Annotated in this window: 2 protein-coding genes; both read left to right on the forward strand. The window is 71.9% G+C overall.

What is annotated here, in order from left to right; translation table 11 throughout:
* Window positions 1–332: 332 nt before the first annotated feature.
* Complete coding sequence (locus LRS74_RS30920; RefSeq protein WP_277744099.1) at window positions 333–16,916, forward strand: type I polyketide synthase; 16,584 nt, start codon at window positions 333–335, stop codon at window positions 16,914–16,916.
* A 60-nt stretch (window positions 16,917–16,976) separates the two neighbouring features.
* Entirely contained in the window at window positions 16,977–23,615 is a 6,639-nt protein-coding gene (locus LRS74_RS30925; protein WP_277744100.1) for a type I polyketide synthase, read from the forward strand.
* Window positions 23,616–23,642 lie beyond the last annotated feature (27 nt).

The raw sequence follows: 23,642 nt of genomic DNA on the forward strand, positions 1-23,642 counted from the left end.
GCGGGGGAGATTCACGCATGCCAGACCGGCACGACCTCATTGCCATGGGGCAATCACGGGGAGCCGAGCCAGCGACGCTGCTCATGCGGACACGGAGTTCCGGCGCGGTCATCAGCGCCTCGCAACTTACCCATCACACCTGTCCGAATTCTTCGGCGGGGGCATTCGCTCGGCACTGAGTGGTGCCGGCATAGACATTCCCTGACAGGCGCCGGCCTGCCGCGAGAACTGCCGCGGCACGCCATCACACACACATCCATGGGCTGGTGCGCCCATTGCCGGGAACGAACCCCGGCGTGTGCTGTCAACGAGGCGAGGAAAAGGAATCCAAGGTGCGTGCAGAGCTGATCCAGCCGTTGCCCGAACTGCTGCGTGCCCACGCCGAACAGCGAGGCGACCAGATCGCTTTCGCTGACGAGCGGCGCAGCGTGAGCTACCGGGAGCTGGAGCGGCGTACCGCTCGCCTCGGGGGACACCTGGCCGGGCTGGGTCTGCGGCGCGGCGACCGCGCGGTGATCCTCCTCAACAACAGCGTGGAGGTGATCGAGAGCTATCTCGCCGTCACCCGGGCGGCCTGCGTCGGCGTGCCGGTCAACCCCCAGTCGGCCGACGGCGAAGTCGCCCACGTACTCGACGACAGCGGCGCCCGCGTCGTCATCGCCGACACCGCCCACCTGGAACAGGTCACCCGCATCCTGGCCGACGGACGCGAACGGGTGCGAGTCGTGGTCGTCGGCGAGGACGACCCGGCGGCCGGGCACGCCTCCTTCGAGGCGATGGCCGCCTCCGAGCCGGCCCAGCCGGCCCGGGACGACCTCGGACTCGACGAGGTCGCCTGGATGCTCTACACCTCCGGGACGACCGGGCGGCCGAAGGGCGTGCTGTCCACCCAGCGCAGTTGCCTGTGGTCGGTCGCCGCCTGCTACGCCCCGGTGCTGGGCCTCTCGGAACGGGACCGGGTGCTCTGGCCGCTGCCCCTCTTCCACAGCCTCGCCCACATCCTCTGCGTCATCGGCGTCACCGCGACCGGAGCCACCGCCCGGATCATGGGCGGCTTCGTGGCCGAGGACGTCCTGAGGCTGATGCGAGCCGAATCGTTCACCCTGCTGGTGGGTGTGCCGACCATGTACCACCACATGGTGCTCGCCGCCGACCAGGAGCCCCTGGACACCACCGAGCTGCGCGCCTGCATGGTGGCCGGAGCGGTGACCGCGCCCTCACTGGCCCGCTCCTTCGAGGACACCTTCGGCCTGCCCCTGCTGGACGCCTACGGCAGCACCGAGACCTGCGGCCTGATCACCATCAACCCGCCCGGTGGGAAGCGGGTCACCGGCTCCTGTGGGCAGCCGGTGCCCGGCCTCGGAGTGCGTCTGGTCGACCCGGAGACCGGCCAGGACGTGCCGGCCGGCGCGGAGGGCGAGGTGTGGGTCAGCGGACCGAGCCTGATGGCCGGTTACCACAACCAGCCCGAGGCCACCGCCACGGCACTGCACGACGGCTGGTACCGCACCGGAGACCTCGCACGGCGCGACGACGACGACTACTTCACCATCAGCGGCCGCATCAAGGAACTCATCATCCGCGGCGGCGAGAACATCCACCCCGCCGAGGTCGAGGAAGCGCTGCGCGCCGCCCCCGGCATCGCTGACGCGGCGGTGACCGGCAAGCCCCACGACACCCTGGGCGAAGTCCCGATCGCCTACCTGATCCTGGACGAGCCCGGCGCGTTCGACCGCGAGCAGGTCCTCGCGGTCTGCCGGGAACGACTGGCGAACTACAAGCTGCCCGCGGAGCTGTACGAGGTCGACGCGATCCCGCGGACCGGCTCCGGCAAGATCATCCGTCATCTCCTGGCCGAACGGCCCGCCCAGCTCCTCGCGCTCGGCGACACCTCCCACGAGTCACTCTTCCGGCTCGACTGGACCGAGGTGACCGGTTCCGCCGACGGGACGGCCGCCACCGGCGCCGCCGACGACGCCGCGCACGCGACCACCGGCTGGGCACAGATCGGCCCGGACGCGCTCGTGCCGGACGCTCAGACGTACCCGGACCTCGCCGCGCTCGGCGCCGCCATCGACTCCGGCACGCCCACCCCCGGCTTCGTCGCCATCCCGCACCGGCACATCGCTCCGGCGGACGCCCCCGCGACCGACACCCCGCAGGCCCGCACGACCGGCGACGAGTCGCTGGACCGGCTCCGCGGATGGCTCGCCGACCCGCGACTCGCCTCCTCCCACCTGGTCATCGTCACCCAGGGGGCAGTCTCCGCCGCTCCCGGCGAGGACGGACCCGACCCGGCCGAGGCCGACCTGGTGAGCCTCCTGCGCACCGTCCAGGAGGCGCACCCCGACCGGCTGACCCTGCTCGACCTCGACGATGACGAAGCGTCACGGGCACTCATCACCACCGCCACCACCTGGCGAGAACCGCAGCTCGCGATACGCGCCGGCACCGCCTATGCCCCCCGGATGCGGCCCGTCCGCCACGCCGACCCGCAGCACGGGGACGGCGACGCCGTCCTGTCCGCGCTGCGCGACCGACTCGCCGGCATGTCCGATGCCGAACGGACACGCACCCTGCACGAGCTGGTCCGCGAGCAGGCGACGGCTGTCCACGGCGACCTGGGCCAGGCCACCTTCGAGCCCCGCCGGAGCTTCCGGGAGCAGGGCTTCACCTCGCTGACCGGGGTGGAGCTGCGCAACCGCCTGGCGGCCGCCACCGGGCTGCGTCTGCCGGCCACCCTCGTCTTCGACCACCCCACGCCGCAGGCCGTGGTCCGCTACCTGCAGGCGGAACTGCTGGAGAGCCAGGACGCCCTCGTCGGCCCGAGCCCGAGCGGCCCGCTCGCCGCCGCCGACGACCCGATCGCCATCGTGGGCATCGGCTGCCGCTACCCGGGCGGCATCGCCTCCCCCGAGGAACTGTGGCGCCTGGTGTCAGGCGGCAGCGACGCCATCTCCGCCTTCCCCACCGACCGTGGCTGGGACCTCGACGGGCTCTACCACCCGGACCCCGACCACCCGGGCACCAGCTACGCCCGCGAGGGCGGATTCCTCTACGACGCTGCGGACTTCGACGCCGGGTTCTTCGGGATCTCGCCGCGCGAGGCGCTGGCGATGGACCCGCAGCAGCGGCTGCTCCTGGAAACGTCCTGGGAGGCGTTCGAGCGCGCGGGTATCGATCCGCTGTCGGTGCGCGGCAGCCGTACCGGCGTCTTCGCGGGCGTCATGTACCACGACTACGCCAGCCGCCTGAACGCCCTTCCCGAGGGCGTCGAGGGATACCTGGAAACCGGCAACGCGGGCAGTGTGGCCACCGGTCGGGTGGCCTACACGCTGGGGCTTGAGGGTCCGGCGGTGACGGTGGACACAGCGTGTTCGTCGTCGCTGGTGGCCCTGCACCTGGCGGCGCAGTCGCTGCGTCAGGGTGAGTGCTCGATGGCGCTGGTCGGTGGTGTGACCGTGCTGTCGACGCCGGACGTGTTCGTCGAGTTCAGCCGCCAGCGCGGTCTGGCGGGGGACGGCCGCTGCAAGGCGTTCGCCGGTGCGGCGGACGGCACCGGCTGGGCCGAGGGTGCGGGCATGCTGCTCATCGAGCGGCTGTCCGACGCCCAGCGGAACGGCCACCCCGTGCTGGCCGTCGTCCGGGGCAGCGCCATCAACCAGGACGGTGCCTCGAACGGCCTGACGGCGCCGAACGGCCCGTCCCAGCAGCGGGTGATCCGCCAGGCACTCTCCAACGCCGGCCTCTCCACCCAGCAGGTGGACGCGGTCGAGGCGCACGGCACGGGCACCACGCTGGGTGACCCGATCGAGGCCCAGGCGCTGCTCGCGACATACGGCCAGAACCGCGCTGACGACCGTCCGTTGTGGCTGGGTTCGGTGAAGTCGAACCTGGGTCACACGCAGGCGGCGGCTGGTGTCGCCGGGATCATCAAGATGGTGATGGCGATGCGGCACGGTGTGCTGCCGCAGACCCTGCACGTCGACGAGCCCACGCCGCACGTCGCCTGGTCCGCCGGATCCGTCCAGCTGCTCACCGAGCAGGTGGCCTGGCCCGAGACCGACGAGCCCCGCCGGGCGGGCGTGTCAGCCTTCGGGGTCAGCGGCACCAACGCCCACGTCATCCTCGAAGCCGCCCCGGCTCCCGAACAGCCCGAGGACGCGACCGACCTCACCGGTGACACCGATGCCGCCGTGGTCCCGTGGGTGCTCTCCGCCCGCGGCCCGGAGGCCCTGCGGGCGGCAGCGGAGCGCCTCATCCAGCTGGTGGAGAGCGCGACAGACGCATCGCCGACGGACATCGGCTACTCGCTGGCGACCACCCGCGCCTCCCTGGAGCACCGTGCCGCCATCGTGGCCTCGGGCCGGGAGGAGTTCACGGCTGCTCTGACCGCTGTGGTCGCAGGCGACGCCACCGCCGGAGTCCTTCGCGGTCAGGCGAACGCGTCCGGCGGTGTGGTGTTCGTGTTCCCGGGTCAGGGTTCACAGTGGTTGGGGATGGCGGTGGAGCTGTTGGAGGCTTCGCCGGTGTTCGCTGCGCGGATGGCGGAGTGCGCTGATGCGCTTGAGCCGCTCACGGACTGGTCGCTGCTTGATGTGGTGCGGGATGAGTCGGGGGTGTGGCTGGAGCGGGTGGATGTGGTCCAGCCGGTGTTGTGGGCGGTGATGGTGTCGCTGGCCGCGGTGTGGGAGTCGCATGGTGTGGAGCCTGCCGCGGTGGTGGGTCATTCGCAGGGTGAGATCGCGGCCGCGGCTGTGGCGGGTGCGTTGACTCTGGAGGACGCTGCTCGGGTTGTGGCGTTGCGGAGCCGGTTGCTGCTGGATCTCAGTGGTGATGGTGGCATGTTGTCCGTCGCGTTGCCGGTGGAGCGGGTTGCTGAGCGGATCGGTGGGTTCGGGGACGCGGTGTCGGTGGCCGCGGTCAACGGTCCTGGCTCGGTGGTTGTTTCCGGTGAGCGTGTGGTGTTGTTGGAGCTTCAGGCTGGGTGGGAGGCTGAGGGTGTCCGGGCGCGGATGGTGCCGGTGGATTACGCCTCGCATTCGGCGCAGGTGGAGGAGATCGAGGGCCGTCTGCTGGAGGTCCTGGCTCCGATCCAGCCCCGCAACGCTCGTGTTCCGTTCTACTCTTCCGTGACCGGTGCCCGGATCGACACTTCGGGTCTGGATGCCGCGTACTGGTACCGGAATCTGCGGCAGACGGTGGAGTTCGCCAACGCCACCGCGACCCTGCTGGATGAGGGTCATGGTGCGTTCATCGAGGCCAGTGCGCATCCTGTGTTGTTGATGGGTGTGCAGGAGACCGCGGATGCCGCGGATCGTGCGGTGGTGACGGTCGGTACGTTGCGTCGTGGTGAGGGTGGGCGGCAGCGGCTGTTCACGTCGCTGGCGGAGGCGTATACGCAGGGCGTCGAGGTGGATTGGGCGTCGGTGTTCGCGGGTGTGGGGGCGCGTCGGGTGGATCTGCCGACGTATCCCTTCCAACGCCAGCGCTACTGGCTCGACGCTCCCGAAACCGATCAGCAGCCCACCAACGGCCAGGCCACCAGTGCCGCCGAGACCACCTTCTGGGACGCGGTCGAGCGCGAGGATCTGGCGTCGCTGGCCTCGGCCCTGCGGGTCGGGGACGAGGACCCTTTCAGTGCGGTGCTGCCGGCGCTCTCGTCGTGGCGCCGTCAGCAGCGGGACGCGTCGACCGTGGAGCAGTGGCGATACCGGATCGACTGGCGGCCGATGCCGGGTGCGCAGGCGCGTTCGCTGTCGGGCACCTGGATCGCGGTGCTGCCGTCGAGCGGCGGCGGTGAGCAGTGGGTCGCGGCGCTGGAGGAGCGCGGCAGCCGCCTGGTGCGCGTCCAGCTGGACGCGGCACCGGACCGCGCCTCGCTGGCCGACCAGTTGCGGGATGCCTGCGCCGCCGGCCCGGTCGCGGGCGTGCTGTCGCTGGCGGCCCTGGAGGACGGCGCCCATCCGCTCCATGCCGGCCTGCCCGGCGGCACGGCGGCCACCGTGGTCCTGGCGCAGGCCCTCGGAGACGCCGGGGTGGACGCCCCGCTGTGGCTGCTGACCGAGGGCGCGGTCGCCACCGGCCGCGCCGACGAGCTCACCGACGCGCAGCAGGCCCAGGTCTGGGGCCTCGGCCGGGTGATCTCCCTGGAGCACCCGGACCGCTGGGGCGGCCTGATCGACCTTCCGCAGGCCGCTGACGAGCGGGTCCTGGACCGGCTGTGCGGCGTGCTGACCGCCGCCGAGGACGAGGACCAGCTCGCCATCCGTCCGTCCGGCGTCCATGTGCGCCGGCTCGTCCGCGCGCCCCTCGCCGACACCCCCGGCTCCCGCACCTGGGAACCGCGCGGAACGGTCCTGGTCACCGGCGCGACCGGCGGGCTGGGGCCGCACATCGCACGCTGGCTGGCCCGCAGTGGCGCCGAGCATCTGGTCCTGACCAGCCGACGAGGCCCCGAGGCCGCGGGCGCCACCGAGCTGGCCGACGAACTCGTCGCGCTCGGCATCCGGTTCAGCATCGTCGCCTGCGACATGACCGACCGGAACGCCGTGGCCACACTGGCCGAGCGGCTTGCCGACGAGGGCACCCCGGTACGCGCCGTGATCCATGCGGCGGCCTACACCGAGCTGGCCGCACTCGCCGAGACGAACGTCGCCGACTTCGCCGCCGTGGTCGAGGCCAAGGCCCGAGGCGCGGAGTACCTGGACGAGATCTTCGGGTCCGAGGTCGACGCCTTCGTGCTCTTCTCCTCGATCTCGGGAGTCTGGGGCAGCGGCAACCACGCCGCCTACGCCGCCGCCAACGCCTATCTGGACGCGCTGGCCGAGCGCCGCCGTTCGCGGGGCCTGACGGCGACATCGGTGGCATGGGGCATCTGGGACAGCGGCGCCGACCGTGCCGAGGTCCTCCCCGAAGCACTGCGCCGGCAGGGCCTGCCGTTCATCGAGCCGGAGCTGGCCTTCACCGCGCTGCAGCAGGTCCTCGACCACGACGAGACCTTCATCGCCGTGGCCGACGTCGACTGGGAGCGCTTCGTCCCGGCCTTCACGATGGCGCGCCCGCGCCCGCTGCTCGACGGAGTGCCCGAGGCGCGCGCGGCCGTGGAATCCGCGGACCGCGCCGACCTGGCCGTGACCGCCGGAGCAGGCACCGGCACGGGTGACGCAGAGGCCGAGGGCAGCGCGCTGGTGCGGCAGCTCGCGGCACTGTCCGAGGCCGAACGCGACTCGGCCCTCGCCGAGCTGGTCAGCACCCACGCCGCCGCTGTGCTCGGCCACGCGTCCGCCGGCGCCGTGACGACCGACCGCGCCTTCCGTGACCTCGGCTTCGACTCGCTCACCGCGGTCGAGCTGCGCAACCGGCTGCAGACGGCGATCGGCGTCCGGCTCCCGGCGACCATGATCTTCGACCACCCGACCCCGCAGGCGCTGGTCCGGTACCTCGCCGACACGCTCCTCGGCTCGGAAGCGGACCGCGCGGGCGCCGCACCGGCCCCCGTGCCGGCCGCGACGGTGGACGACGAACCCATCGCGATCGTGGGCATGAGCTGCCGCTACCCGGGCGGCGTCAACTCGCCCGAGGAACTGTGGCAGCTGCTGGCCGCCGGTGGAGACGCGATCTCGGCCTTCCCCGGAGATCGCGGCTGGGAGCTGGACGGATTCTTCGACCCGGACCCGGACCGACCCGGCAAGAGCTACGTCCGTGAGGGCGGATTCCTGCACCAGGCGGCGGACTTCGACGCCGGGTTCTTCGGGATCTCGCCGCGCGAGGCGCTGGCCATGGACCCGCAGCAGCGACTGCTCCTCGAAACCTCCTGGGAAGCGCTGGAGCGTGCGGGCGTCGACCCGCTGAGCCTGCGCGGAACCCAGGGCGGAGTCTTCGTCGGCGCGGCCGCGCAGCGCTACGGCGGCGACCCGAAGCACGCACCGGAGGGCGCGGAGGCGCACCTCGTCACCGGCACCGCCGCCAGCGTGCTCTCCGGCCGGGTGTCCTACACCCTGGGCCTGGAGGGTCCGGCGGTCACGGTCGACACCGCCTGCTCGTCCTCGCTGGTCGCCCTCCACTGGGCGGTGCAGGCCCTGCACCGGGGCGAGTGCACGGTGGCACTCGCCGGTGGCGTGGTGGTCATGCCCACCCTGGAGCCGTTCGCCGGATTCAGCCGCCAGCGCGCCCTCGCCGCCGACGGCCGCTGCAAGGCCTTCTCCGGCGCCGCGGACGGAATGGGCCTGGCCGAAGGCGCCGGCATGCTGGTGCTGGAGCGGCTGTCCGACGCCCAGCGGAACGGCCACCAGGTGCTGGCCGTGGTCCGCGGTTCGGCGGTGAACCAGGATGGTGCGTCCAATGGTCTGACGGCGCCGAACGGTCCGTCGCAGCAGCGGGTGATCCACCAGGCGCTCTCCAACGCCCGACTGTCCCCCGCGCAGGTCGACGCGGTCGAGGCGCACGGCACCGGCACGGCGCTGGGTGACCCGATCGAGGCGCAGGCGCTGCTGGCGACGTATGGCCAGGGTCGTTCCGACGACCGTCCGCTGTGGCTGGGTTCGGTGAAGTCGAACATCGGCCACACCCAGTCGGCCGCCGGTGTGGCGGGCGTCATCAAGATGGTGATGGCGATGCGGCACGGTGTGCTGCCGCAGACCATCCACGTCGACGAGCCATCGCCGCATGTGGACTGGTCGGCGGGCGCTGTCGAGCTGCTGACCGAGCAGATCGCCTGGCCGGAGACCGGCCAGCCCCGCCGGGCCGGCGTGTCCTCCTTCGGAATCAGCGGCACCAATGCCCACGTCATCCTGGAGAGCGCCCCGGCCGTCGAGCCGGAGGCGCCCCAGGAGGACGTCCCCGTCATCGACGGTGTGGTGCCCTGGGTGCTGTCGGCACGCACCGGGACCGCACTGCGCGCCCAGGCCGGGCGGTTGACCGCACTCATCGAGCGTGCGGATGACATGTCGCCGGTGGATGTCGGGTATTCGCTGGCGGTGTCGCGGTCCGCGTTGGAGCACCGTGCGGCGGTGGTGGCTTCGGATCGTGCGGAGTTCCTTGCGGCTCTGGAGGCGTTGGCTGCCGGTGAGGCCCCGGCGGGTACGGTCCAGGGCGTGGTGTCCGGCGGCAAGCTGGCCGTGTTGTTCACGGGTCAGGGTGCGCAGCGGCTCGGCATGGGTCGGGAACTGTATGAGCGGTTCCCGGTGTTCGGGGAGGCTTTCGATGCGGTCTGTGCGGAGCTGGACGTTCATGTGGAGCGGCCGCTGCGTGAGGTGATCTTCGCGTCTGAGGCCGATGTGCTGGACCAGACCGGTTTCACCCAGCCCGCGCTGTTCGCGGTTGAGGTGGCCCTGTTCCGGCTGGTGGAGTCGTGGGGGGTCCGCCCCGACTTCGTGGCCGGGCACTCCATTGGTGAGCTGTCTGCGGCGCATGTGGCGGGTGTGCTCTCGTTGGCGGATGCGGCGACCCTGGTGGCTGCTCGTGCCCGTCTGATGCAGGCTCTGCCGCAGGGTGGTGCGATGGTGTCCATCGCGGCCCCGGAGGCTGATGTCCGGTCGGCCCTCGATGGCGCCGCTGGTGTGTCGGTGGCTGCGGTCAACGGTCCCGCTTCCGTGGTGATCTCGGGTGACGCTGACGCTGTGGTGCGTATCGGTGAGGGCTTTGCCGCGCGTGGGGTGAAGACCAAGCGGTTGCGGGTCAGTCACGCGTTCCACTCGTCGCACATGGACGGGATGTTGGAGGAGTTCGCGGGGGTTGCGATGGGGTTGTCGTTTGCGGCTCCTCGCATCCCGGTGGTCTCCAATGTGACGGGTGAGATCGCGTCGGTTGAGGAGCTGTGCTCGGCGGAGTACTGGGTGCGGCATGTACGCGACGCTGTGCGTTTCGCCGATGGGATCCGTGCACTGGAGGCCCAGGGCGTGACCCGGTTCCTGGAACTGGGCCCGGACGGGACCCTCTCCGCGATGGCCCGCGACTGTCTGACCGAGGACAGCGAGGCCGTGCTCGTCCCGGCTCTGCGTCGTGACCGTTCCGAGGAGCAGACGCTGCTGGCGGCCCTCGGGCAGCTGTATGTGCATGGTGTCGCTGCCGACTGGGAGGCGGTCTTCGCTGGTACCGGCGCCCGCCGGGTCGACCTGCCCACCTACGCCTTCGAGCGTGAGCGGTACTGGATCGTGCCGGAAGAGACCGACCGGCAGTCCGCCGACGCGGCGGACTCCGCCTTCTGGGAGGTCGTGGAGCGCGAGGACCTCACCGCGCTGGCCTCCGCGCTCAAGGTGGACGATGAGGCCCCGCTCAGCAGCGTGCTGCCCGCGCTGTCTTCCTGGCGGCGGCAGCATCGTGACCTGTCCGCTGTGGACGAGTGGCGTTACCGCGTCAGTTGGACCCCGCTCACCGGCACCGGTGCCTCGACGCTCTCCGGTACCTGGCTGGCCGTACTGCCCTCCGGCGAGGCCGGCGACCCGTGGGTGACGGGGCTGGAGTCCCGCGGGGCTCACATCGTGCCGGTACGGGTCGATGAGTCCGCCGATCGTGGCGTTCTCGCCGATCAGTTGCGAGGCATCACGGACGCGCAGCCGGTCACCGGCGTGCTGTCGCTGCTGGGGCTGGGCGTCGAGGTTGAGGCCGAGGCGACCCACTTCGCGCTTCCGGCGGCCACCGCGGCAACGGTGCTGCTGACGCAGGCTCTGGGCGACGCCCGTGTTCAGGCCCCGTTGTGGCTGCTCACCGCGGGTGCCGTGACCACCGGTCCCGCCGATCGGCTCACCCGCCCCGCTGCGGCTCAGCTCTGGGGGCTGGGCCAGGTGATCGCGCTGGAGCACCCCGACCGCTGGGGCGGACTGATCGACCTGCCGCAGGCGGCCGACGAACGTACCCTCGACCAGTTGTGCGGGGCGCTCACGGCGAGCAGCGGGGAAGACCAGCTTGCCGTCCGCGCCTCGGGCGTCCACGCCCGTCGGCTGGTGAGGGCACGTAACACCGGCACCGCGTCCCGCCCCTGGGCGCCGAGCGGCACGGTCCTGGTGACCGGTGGCACGGGCGCCCTGGGCGCGCATGTGGCGCGCTGGCTGGCCGGTGCGGGCGCAGAGCATCTGCTGCTGCTGAGTCGGCGCGGCTCGGACGCTCCGGGCGCTCGGGCGCTGCGGGACGAGCTGACGGACCTGGGCGCACAGGTGACCGTCGTGGCCTGCGACGTCGCCGACCGCGACGCGCTCGCCGGGGTGCTGGCGGCCGTTCCGGCCGAATACCCGCTGACCGCGGTGGTGCACACGGCCGGTGTGCTGGACGACGGAATCCTTGACGCGCTCACCGGGGAGCGGATCGAGGCGGTGCTACGGCCGAAGGCCGAGGCAGCCCTCCACCTGCATGAACTCACCCACGAGCTGAACCTGTCGGCGTTCGTGCTGTTCTCCTCGTTCTCCGGCGTCGCGGGCAGCGCCGGGCAGGGCAACTACGCGGCGGCCAACGCGTTCCTGGACGCGCTGGCCCAGCACCGGCGGCAGAACGGCCTCACGGCCACCTCCATCGCCTGGGGCGCCTGGGCGGACGGCGGCATGGCCGCCGACGGACGGGCGGTCGAGGAGCGGCTGTCGCGCAACGGTGTCTCCGCGATGGCCCCCGAGCTCGCCTTGACCGCCCTGCGGCAGGCGCTCGACCACGACGAGACGGCGATCGCTGTCGCCGACCTGAACTGGGACGTCTTCACCACCACGCTCGCCACCACCACCCGCCCCGGCTCGCTGCTCGGCGAACTCCCCGAGGCCCAGGAGGCGTTGGCGGCATCTGCGGCGAACGACGACGCGTCGGACCCGCTCACCACCCTCCGGCAGCGGCTGGCGGGACTCTCCGCCGCGGAACGCGATTCCGAGCTGATGGGCCTCGTCCGCGGGCAGGCGGCCGCCGCCCTCGGGCACGCCACAGCGGACGCGGTGCAGGCGACCCGCGCCTTCCGGGACCTCGGGTTCGACTCGCTCACCGCGGTGGAACTCCGCACCCGCCTGCAGCGGAGCACCGGTCTGACACTTCCGGCCACCCTTGCCTTCGACTACCCGACCCCGCAGGCCCTGGTCCAGCACCTGGCCGACCTGCTCGTCGGCCCGGACGCGGACCCCGCGGGTGCCGCGCCGCTCGACGCGCCCGCCGGGGCCGTGTCCGACGAGCCGATCGCGATCGTGGGCATGAGCTGCCGCTTCCCCGGCGGAGTCAGCTCCCCCGAGGAGCTGTGGCACCTCCTGGCCACGGGCGGCAACGGGATCTCCGGATTCCCCACGGACCGTGGCTGGGACGTCGACGGCCTCTTCGACCCGGACCCGGACCGACCTGGCAAGAGCTACGTCCGTGAGGGCGGATTCCTGCACCAGGCGGCGGACTTCGACGCCGGGTTCTTCGGGATCTCGCCGCGTGAGGCCGTGGCGATGGATCCGCAGCAGCGGCTGCTGCTGGAGACCTCGTGGGAGGCGCTGGAGCGCGCCGGTATCGACCCACAGTCCGTACGGGGCAGCCGCATCGGCGTCTTCGCCGGCACCAACGGCCAGGACTACGCCACGGTCGCGATGAGCGCCCCGGAGAGCACCGAGGGCTATCGGGGTATCGGCAACGCCGCCAGCGTGGTGTCGGGCAGGGTCGCGTACACGCTGGGCCTGGAGGGCCCGGCGGTCACCGTCGACACCGCCTGCTCGTCCGCGCTGGTCGCCCTGCACTGGGCGGCGCAGTCGCTGCGCCAGGGCGAGTGCTCGATGGCGCTCGCGGGTGGTGTGACGGTGATGGCGACGCCGGCGGCGTTCGTCGAGTTCAGCCGTCAGCGCGGTCTGGCCGCGGATGGTCGCTGCAAGGCGTTCGCGGGTGCCGCGGACGGCACCGGCTGGTCCGAAGGCGTGGGCATGCTGCTTGTGGAGCGGCTGTCCGACGCCGAGCGGAACGGTCACCCGGTGCTGGCGGTCATTCGTGGTTCGGCGGTGAACCAGGACGGTGCCTCGAATGGTCTGACGGCGCCGAACGGTCCGTCGCAGCAGCGGGTGATCCAGCAGGCCCTGGCCAGCGCCCGGCTGTCCGCCGATCAGGTGGACGCGGTCGAGGCGCACGGCACGGGTACGGCGCTGGGTGACCCGATCGAGGCGCAGGCGTTGCTCGCGACCTACGGGCAGGGTCGTTCCGACGACCGTCCGTTGTGGCTGGGTTCGGTGAAGTCGAACATCGGCCACACCCAGGCGGCGGCTGGTGTCGCCGGGATCATCAAGATGGTGATGGCGATGCGGAATGGGGTGCTGCCGCAGACCCTGCACGTCGACGAGCCGACGCCGCATGTGGACTGGTCGGCGGGCGCTGTCGAGCTGCTGACCGAGCAGATCGCCTGGCCGGAGACTGGCCAGCCCCGCCGGGCCGGCGTGTCCTCCTTCGGCGTCAGTGGCACCAACGCCCACGTCATCCTGGAAAGTGCTTCCGCCGTCGAGCAGGAGGCGTCCGAGGAGGACGTCCGCGTCATCGATGGTGTGGTGCCGTGGGTGGTGTCCGCGCGGAGTGCGGAGGCGCTGCGGGGGCAGGCGGGGCGTTTGGCTGCTTTTGTGGAGTCCCGGTCTGATGTGAGCCTGGCGGATGTCGGGTATTCGCTGGCGGTGTCGCGGTCCGCGTTGGAGCACCGTGCGGCGGTGGTGGCTTCGGATCGTGCGGAGTTCCGTGCGGCTCTGGAGGCGTTGGCTGCTGGTGACGTGGCGCCTGGTGTGGTTCAGGGCGTGGTCGGTGGCGGGAAGCTCGCCGTGTTGTTCACGGGTCAGGGTGCGCAGCGGCTCGGCATGGGTCGGGAACTGTATGAGCGGTTCCCGGTGTTCGCGGAGGCTTTCGACGCGGTCTGCGCGGAGCTGGACCGGTTCCTCGGACAGCCGCTGCGTGAGGTGATCTTCGCGTCTGAGGCCGAGGTGCTGGACCAGACGGGGTTCACCCAGCCTGCGCTGTTCGCGGTTGAGGTGGCCCTGTTCCGGCTGGTGGAGTCGTGGGGGGTCCGCCCCGACTTCGTGGCCGGGCACTCCATTGGTGAGCTGTCTGCGGCGCATGTGGCGGGTGTGCTCTCGTTGGCGGATGCGGCGACCTTGGTGGCTGCTCGTGCCCGTTTGATGCAGGCTCTGCCGCAGGGTGGTGCGATGGTGTCCATCGCGGCCCCGGAGGCTGATGTCCGGTCGGCCCTCGATGGCGCCGCTGGTGTGTCGGTGGCGGCGGTCAACGGTCCCGCTTCCGTGGTGATCTCGGGTGACGCTGACGCTGTGGCGCGTATCGGTGAGGACTTCGCGGCGCGTGGGGTGAAGACCAAGCGGTTGCGGGTCAGTCACGCGTTCCACTCGTCGCACATGGACGGCATGCTGGAGGACTTCGCGGGGGTCGCGAAGGGGTTGTCGTTTGCGGCTCCTCGCATCCCGGTGGTCTCCAATGTGACGGGTGAGATCGCGTCGGTTGAGGAGCTGTGCTCGGCGGAGTACTGGGTGCGGCATGTGCGGGAGGCTGTGCGGTTCGCCGATGGGATCCGTGCGCTGGAGGCGCAGGGTGTGACCCGGTTCCTGGAGCTGGGCCCGGACGGGACGCTCTCCGCGATGGCCCGGGACTGCCTGGCCGAGGACAGCGAGGCCGTGCTCGTCCCGGTCCTGCGTCGTGACCGTTCCGAGGAGCAGACGCTGCTGGCGGCCGTTGGGCAGCTGTATGTGCATGGTGTCGCTGCCGACTGGGAGGCGGTCTTCGCCGGTACCGGCGCCCGCCGGGTCGACCTGCCCACCTACGCCTTCGAGCGTGAGCGGTACTGGATCGTGCCGGAAGAGACCGACCGGCAGACGGCTGATACAGCGGACTCCGCCTTCTGGGAGGCGGTTGAGCGCGAGGACGTCAGTGCGCTTGCCGATGTGCTGGAGGTCGGCGAAGACGAGCCGCTCGATGCGATGCTGCCGTTGTTGTCCCGGTGGCGACGGGAGGGACGTGAGCGCTCGGCCATCCGGGACTGGCGCTACCGCGTGGACTGGCTTCCCGCGGCCGAGCCGACCGTGTCGCCGCTCTCCGGCGCATGGCTGGTGATGGCCCCTGGAGCAGGTGAGGACGGCGGCCGGATCGCTGACGCCCTGGCGGCGCGCGGCGTCGAGGTCGTGCGCATCGACCTGACGGACGCGGCGGGTGACCGGGCGGCGCTGGCTCAGCGGATGAAGGAGGTCGTGGCGGAGTACCCGGTGATCTCCGGGGTGGTCGCGCTGCCCACGAGCGCCGTCGACACGGCGCTGCTGGCACAGTCACTCGGTGACGCCGGTGTGCGGGCGCCGCTCTGGCTGCTCACGCGGGGCGCGGTGTCCACCGGGCCGGCCGATCAGCTCACCCATCTCACCCAGGCTCAGGTCTGGGGCCTGGGCCGGGTGGTCGCGCTGGAGCACCCGGACCGCTGGGGCGGGCTGATCGACCTCCCGCAGGCCGCGGATGAGCGGACCCTGGACCGCTTGTGCCGCGTGCTGGCCGACGGCGGCCAGGAGGACCAGCTCGCCATCCGTTCGTCCGGCGTGTACGTGCGCCGGCTGGTGCGGGCCCGCCTCGGCGGCGGGTCGGCCGGCCGAAGCTGGTCGCCGCGTGGTTCGGTGCTGGTGACCGGCGGCACGGGCGCCTTGGGCGCGCATGTGGCACGCTGGCTGGTCGCCGCGGGAGCGGAACATCTGGTGCTGGTCAGCCGGCGCGGCGCCCAGGCGCCGGGTGCTGAAGCGCTGCGCGAGGAGCTGTCCGGGCTCGGGGTGTCCGTGACCCTGGCCGCGTGCGACGTGGCCGACCGGCAGGCGCTCGCCGGAGTGCTGGCGGCCGTGCCGGCCGAGTATCCGCTGACCGCGGTGGTCCACACCGCGGGGATCCTGGACGACGGCGTCGTGGACGGGCTCACCGAAGAGCGTATCGACGCCGTGCTACGGCCCAAGGCCGACGCCGCGTGGCATCTCCATGAGCTGACGCGGGACATGGACCTGTCGGCCTTCGTGCTGTTCTCCTCGCTGGCGAGCACCGCCGGCAGCCCGGGGCAGGGCAACTACGCGGCGGCCAACGCGTTCCTGGACGCGCTCGCCCAGCACCGGCGGCAGAACGGCCTCACGGCCACCTCCATCGCCTGGGGTGCCTGGGCGGACAGCGGCATGGCCGCCGACGCCCAGGTCGTGGAGGAGCGGCTGCGTCGCAGCGGTGTCGTGCCGATGGCACCGGAGCCGGCGCTGTCGGCGCTGCGGCAGGCGCTCGACCATGACGACACCGCGGTCACGGTCGCCGACCTGGACTGGCAGCGCTTCGCCCAGTCCTTCACCGCCACCCGCCCCAGCGCGCTGCTGGGCGAACTGCCCGAGGCGCGCGAGGCACTGCGCGCGGCGTCGGACGAGGATGCGGTCTCCGCTTCCGGGTCCGCGGGCACGGACCTGGCCCACCGCCTCTCCGGTCTGTCCGAGAGCGGGCGGGAGCGCGTCCTGCTGGACGTGGTCCGCAACCACGCCGCGACCGTCCTGGGACATGCCTCGGCGCGGACCGTGGATCCCGAACGCGGCTTCCTGGACCTGGGATTCGACTCGCTCACCGCGGTCGAACTCCGCAACGGGCTGCAGCGAATGACCGGACTCACCTTCCCGGCGACTCTGCTCTTCGACTACCCCACGCCGGCCGCGCTCGCCGCGCACCTGCGTGCCGCGATCGTTCCCGCCGACCACGACGGTCAGGCGAATGATCCGGCCTCGGCCGACTCCGCGCTGACGGAGCTGAACAAGGTCGAGGCGGCGCTGTCGTCCATGGAGTCGGACGAGGATCGTACGAAGGTCGTCGCCAAGTTGAACGACATGCTGACGAAGTGGCGCGGCACCGTGCGCGCAACGGACGAGGACGACGACGGCCGGATTGACGCGGCCACGGACGAGGAGATCTTCGCACTCATCGACGATGAGTTCGGGGACCTCTGAACCGACGAATCCGAACCGATGAATCCGACCGTCTCGAAATTCCAGCTGGGGTGATGTGTTGTGTCCAATGAGGTACCGAACGAAGAGAAGCTCCGCGAATACCTCAAGCGGGTCACGAACGACCTGCGGCGGACGCGTCGCCGTCTGTCCGAGCTGGAGGACGGCGCGCAGGAGCCCATCGCGATCGTCGGGATGAGCTGCCGGTTCCCCGGTGGGGTCAGCTCGCCGGAGGAGCTGTGGCAGCTGCTGGCGGCCGGCGGCGACGCGATCTCGGAATTCCCGACGGACCGCGGCTGGCCCCTTGAGCAGCTTTTCGACGAGGACCCGGACAACTCCGGCACAAGCTATGTCCGCGAGGGCGGATTCCTGCACGAGGTCACGGAGTTCGACGCGGGATTCTTCGGGATTTCGCCGCGCGAGGCCGTGGCCATGGACCCGCAGCAGCGATTGACCCTGGAAACCTCCTGGGAGGCCCTGGAGCGGGCGGGGATCTCTCCGCTGTCGCTGCGCGGCAGCCGTACCGGCGTCTTCGCCGGTACCAACGGCCAGGACTACATGCAGCTGCTCGCCGACGCGGAGGAGGACACCGGGGGTTACCTCGGCACCGGCAACGCGGCCAGCGCCATGTCGGGCCGGGTGTCGTACACCCTGGGCCTGGAGGGTCCGGCGGTCACGGTCGACACGGCGTGTTCGTCGTCGCTGGTCGCGCTGCACCTGGCGGCCGAGTCGCTGCGGCACGGTGAATGCACCCTGGCACTGGCCGGTGGTGTCACCGTGATGTCCACCCCTGGAGCCTTCATCGAGTTCAGCCGTCAGCGGGGTCTGGCGGCGGACGGCCGCTGCAAGGCGTTCTCGGACTCGGCTGATGGCACGGGGTGGGCCGAGGGCGTCGGCATGCTGGTGCTGGAGCGCTTGTCGGACGCGGAGCGGAACGGTCATCAGGTGCTGGCCGTGGTGCGGGGTTCGGCGGTGAACCAGGACGGTGCCAGCAGTGGTCTGACGGCGCCGAACGGTCCGTCGCAGCAGCGGGTGATCCAGCAGGCGCTGGCCGGCGCGCGGCTCACCGCCGGCCAGGTGGACGCGGTCGAGGCACACGGCACGGGCACCACGCTGGGTGACCCGATCGAGGCCCAGGCGCTCCAGGCCACCTACGGGCAGAACCGCCCCGAAGGCCGTCCGCTGTGGCTGGGTTCGGTGAAGTCGAACCTGGGCCACACGCAGGCGGCGGCTGGTGTCGCCGGGATCATCAAGATGGTGATGGCGATGCGGCACGGTGTGCTGCCGCGGACCCTGCACATCGACCGTCCGTCGTCGAAGGTGGACTGGTCGGCGGGTGCGGTCGAGCTGCTGACCGAGCAGGTGGCCTGGCCGGAGACCGACGAGCCCCGCCGGGCCGGCGTGTCGGCCTTCGGTGTCAGCGGCACCAACGCCCACGTCATCCTCGAAGCCGCGCCGACGGCGCAGCCCACCGAGACCGGATCGGAGACGGCCCCCACGGTCGTTCCCCTGGTGCTGTCCGCACGCAACGCGGCCGGGCTGAACGCCCAGATGGCACAGCTGGCAGCTTTCGTCGGCGACCGGCCCCAGACCGCGCCGGCGGACATGGGGTACTCGCTGGCCACCACCCGGGCCGCTCTCGACCACCGCGCGGTGGTACTCGGAACGGACCGCGAGCAGCTCATCCACGCGCTGACCGCGGGCGAAGGCGCGGCCGACGTGGTGCGGGGGGTGTCGGGCTCGCCGGGTGGTGTGGTGTTCGTGTTCCCGGGTCAGGGTTCGCAGTGGTTGGGGATGGCGGTGGAGCTGTTGGAGGCTTCGCCGGTGTTCGCCGCGCGGATGGCCGAGTGTGCGGCCGCGTTGGCGCCGTTCACGGACTGGTCTTTGCTTGATGTGGTGCGGGATGGGTCGGGGGTGTGGCTGGAGCGGGTGGATGTGGTCCAGCCGGTGTTGTGGGCGGTGATGGTGTCGCTGGCGGCGGTGTGGGAGTCGCATGGTGTGGAGCCTGCCGCTGTGGTGGGTCATTCGCAGGGTGAGATCGCGGCCGCGGCTGTGGCGGGTGCGTTGACTCTGGAGGATGCTGCTCGGGTTGTGGCGTTGCGGAGCCGGTTGCTGCTGGATCTCAGTGGTGATGGCGGGATGTTGTCCGTCGCGCTGCCGGTGGAGCGGGTTGCTGAGCGGATCAGCGCGTTCGGTGATTCGGTGTCGGTGGCTGCGGTTAATGGTCCTGGCTCGGTGGTTGTTTCTGGTGAGCGTGTGGTGTTGTTGGAGCTTCAGGCGGGGTGGGAGGCTGAGGGTGTCCGGGCGCGGATGGTGCCGGTGGATTACGCCTCGCATTCGGCGCAGGTGGAGGAGATCGAGGATCGTCTGCTGGAGGTCCTGGCCCCGATCCAGCCCCGCAACGCTCGTGTTCCGTTCTACTCTTCCGTGACCGGTGCCCGGATCGACACTTCGGGTCTGGATGCCGCGTACTGGTATCGGAATCTGCGGCGGACGGTGGAGTTCGCCAAGGCCACCGCGACCCTGCTGGATGAGGGTCATGGTGTGTTCATCGAGGCCAGTGCGCATCCGGTGTTGTTGATGGGTGTGCAGGAGACCGCGGATGCCGCGGATCGTCCGGTCGTCACGATCGGCACTCTGCGCCGTGAGGAAGGCGGGCGGCAGCGGCTGTTCACGTCGCTGGCGGAGGCGTATACGCAGGGCGTCGAGGTGGATTGGGCGTCGGTGTTCGCGGGTGTGGGGGCGCGTCGGGTGGATCTGCCGACGTATCCCTTCCAACGCCAGCGCTACTGGCCGCGTGCCACGTCCACCTCGCTGCGCGACGTGGCGTCCATCGGCATGCGACCGGCCGAACACCCGCTGCTGGGCGCCGGCGTCCGGCTGGCCGACACGGGTGGATTCCTCTTCACCGGCCGACTGTCGCTCCAGTCGCACCCGTGGGTCGCAGACCACGCAGTGGCGGACGCCGTCCTGCTGCCGGGCACGGGCCTGCTGGAACTGGCCGCCCACGCCGGTGACGAGGTCGGCTGCGGCCGGGTCGAAGAGCTCACCCTGGAGGCTCCGCTCGTACTGCCCCGAGAGGGCGGCGTCCAGGTGCAGCTGGTGGTCGACGGCCCCGAGGAGCCGGGCGACCCGGACGGCCAGGACGCGTCCCGGGCCCTGTATCTCTACTCGCGCCCCGACAACGCCCCGGACGACCAGCCCTGGACCCGGCACGCCAGCGGTCTGCTGGCCCCCGAATCCGCCGACGACACCCGCGCACGCGCGGCCGAGGCCCTGACCTGGCCGCCGGCGGACGCGGAGGCCGTGGAGGTCAGCGGTTGCTACGACGACCTGCGCGAGCGCGGATACGGCTACGGCCCGGCGTTCCAGGGGCTGCGCCGGGCGTGGCGGCGAGGCGACGAGGTCTTCGCCGAGGTCGCCCTGCCGGAAGGGGTCGCCGACGCCGAGCGGTACGGCATGCACCCCGCGCTGCTCGACGCCGCCCTGCACGCGATCGGCCTCGGTGACGGGCTCAGCGCCGAAGCAGGCAGCGGCCAGGCCCGCCTCCCCTTCTCCTGGCGCGGGGTCTCCCTGCACGCCGCCGGCGCCTCGACCCTCCGCGTCCGGCTCTCGCCGGCCGGCGACGACGGGATCGCGCTGGCCGTGGCCGACGGCACCGGCCAGCCGGTCGCCACCGTGGAGGCGTTGACGCTCCGCACCGTGGAGCTGGACCAGCTCACCCCGCCGAGCGCGCACCACGACGCCCTGTTCCGCGTCGACTGGACCACCCTGCCGGCCGGCGAAGCCGCTCCGGGGACGACTCCTGAGGCGAGCCGCTGGGCCGTGGTCGGCGACATCGCCGAGCAGGCGGCCAAGGTCCTCGCCGACGTGAGCCGCTACCCGGACCTGGTGTCCCTGGGCGAAGCCGTCGCCGCGGGCACCACGGCCCCCGAATCGGTGCTGGTCTTCGCCCCGCCGTTCGACGCGGACGGCGACGAGACCGTCGCCGACGCGGTACGGACCTCCACCCACCGCACCCTCGCGCTGGTGCAGGGATGGCTGGCCGAGGAGCGGTTCGGCTCCTCCCGCCTGGTGCTGGTGACCCGTGCGGCGGTGGCCACCGAGCGTGGCGAGCACGTCACCGACCTGGCCAACGCCCCGGCGTGGGGCCTGCTGCGCTCGGCCCAGTCCGAGCACCCGGGACGGTTCGTGCTGCTCGACCTGGACGGCCAGGACAGCTCGTACCCGGTGCTGCCGGCCGCACTCGTGCAGGACGAGCCGCAGCTCGCCATCCGGCGCGGCACCCTGCGCGCACCCCGGCTCGCCCGCGCCACCGCCGGCACCGGAGCACGGCTGTCGCCGCCCGCCGGCGCCGTCGCCTGGCGCCTGGACATCCCGGTCAAGGGAAGCCTGGACAACCTGGCCCTCGTCGAGAACGCGGCGGCCCTGGCACCGCTCACGGAGGGCCAGGTCCGGGTCGCGGTCCGCGCCGCCGGCCTCAACTTCCGGGACGTGGTGCTCGCCCTCGGTGTCGTGCCCAACGAGGACACCATGGGCAGCGAAGGCGCTGGTGTGGTCCTCGAAGTCGGGCCGGGCGTCACCGACCTGACCCCGGGCGACCGGGTGATGGGCCTGTTCGTCGGCGGCTTCGGCCCGGTGGCCGTCACCGACCGCAAGGTCATCGCCCGCATGCCCGCCAACTGGTCGTATCTCCAGGCCGCCTCCGTGCCGGTGACCTTCCTGACCGCGTACTACGCCCTCACCGACCTCGCCGACGTGCAGCCGGGCGAGGCGGTGCTCGTCCACGCGGCAGCCGGCGGAGTCGGCACGGCCGCCGTGCAACTGGCACGCCACCTCGGCGCGGAGGTCTTCGGAACCGCCAGCCCCGGCAAGTGGGACACCCTGCGCTCCCTGGGACTCGACGACGCGCACATCGCCTCCTCGCGGACCACGGACTTCCAGGACCGGTTCCTGGCCGCCACCGACGGCCGGGGCATGGACGTGGTGCTCGACTCCCTCTCCGGGGAACTCGTCGACGCCTCACTGCGCCTGCTGCCACGCGGCGGCCGGTTCCTGGAGATGGGCAAGACCGACATCCGCGACGCCGACGAGGTGACCGCCCGCCACGAGGGCGTCCGCTACCGGGCGTTCGACCTCGGCGAAGCCGGCCAGCCCCGGATCGGGCAGATGCTCGAGAAGATCCTGGAGCTCTTCGAACGCGGCGTGCTCAGCCCCCCGCCCGTGACCGCCTGGGACATCCGGCGCGCCCCCGAGGCATACCGGTTCCTGAGCCAGGCGCGGCACATCGGCAAGGTCGTGCTGACCCTGCCTTCCACCCCCGCGCCCGAGGGCACCGTGCTGATCACCGGCGCCACCGGAACGCTCGGCACCCTGCTCGCCCGCCACCTGGTCACCCGGCACGGCGTACGGAACCTGCTGCTCACCAGCCGCCGCGGACCCGACTCACCCGGCGCCGGCGAACTGCTGGCCGAGCTCTCCGCGGCCGGCGCCACGGTCGACCTGGTCGCCTGCGACACCGCCGACCGCCGGGCACTGGCCGAGCTGCTGGCATCCGTCCCCGCGGAACACCCGCTGACAGGCGTGATCCACGCCGCGGGCGTCCTCGACGACGGTGTGGTCGAATCGCTGACCCCGGACCGGCTCGACGTGGTGCTGCGACCGAAGGTCGACGCGGCCGTCAACCTGCACGAGCTGACCCAGCACCTGGACCTCACCTCCTTCGTGCTCTTCTCCTCCGCGGCCTCCACCTTCGGCAGCGCGGGACAGGGCAACTACGCGGCGGCCAACGCCTTCCTCGACGCGCTGGCCCAGCACCGCCGCGCCCGCGGACTGCCCGCCACCTCCGTGGCCTGGGGGCTGTGGGAGCAGGCCAGCGACATGACGGGCCACCTCGGCGCGACCGACCTGACCCGCATCAAGAAGAAGGGCGCCGCCCTGCTCACCTCCGAGCAGGGCCTGGAGCTGTACGACCTCGCCGACGCCTCCGACGAGTCGCTCATGGTCGCCGTTCCGCTCAACACGGCCTCACTGCGCACCCCGGACGGCCAGGTCCCCGCCCTGTTCCGGGCGATCGCCGGCGGCAGCCGACGCCCGCGCCGGGCGGCCACCGGACCGGCGACCGCCGACGGACCCACCTTCCTGGAACGTCTCACCGCGCTCCCGGCGCCGGAGCGCGCCGCCGCGCTGCTCGACCTGGTGCGGACCCAGGCGGCCGGGGTCCTCGGACACTCCTCCCCGGACCTGATCGAGCCCGACCGGGCCTTCCGGGAAATCGGCTTCGACTCGCTCACCGCCGTCGAATTCCGCAACCGCCTCGGCACGAGCACGGGCAAGCGCTGGCCGGTGACCCTGGTCTTCGACTACCCGAACCCCACGGCGCTCGCCGACCACCTGGCGGCCAAGCTGCTCCCCGACGGAGCGGCGGCAGCCGGCGGGACCGCCCAGCCCGACGGGCACGGACCGGGCCACACCTCGGCCTCGCTCCACGCGGAGCTGGACCGGCTCGAAGCCGCGCTGTCCTCGGCCGACCCCGACGACGCCACGCGTACCGGCGTCGCGGAACGCCTGCAAGCCCTGCTGACGCAGCTCAACGAGCCCGCCACGCCGACTGGTGTCACCAGCTCGGACGACGAATCCGGGAAACCGGTCACCGCAGAGTCGCTGTTCGCCTACATCGACCAGAAGTACGGCACAAGCTGACCGACCCGCTCGACCGCCCTCCTCGAC

The sequence above is a fragment of the Streptomyces sp. LX-29 genome (genome assembly GCF_029541745.1).
Classification (GTDB): Bacteria; Actinomycetota; Actinomycetes; order Streptomycetales; family Streptomycetaceae; genus Streptomyces.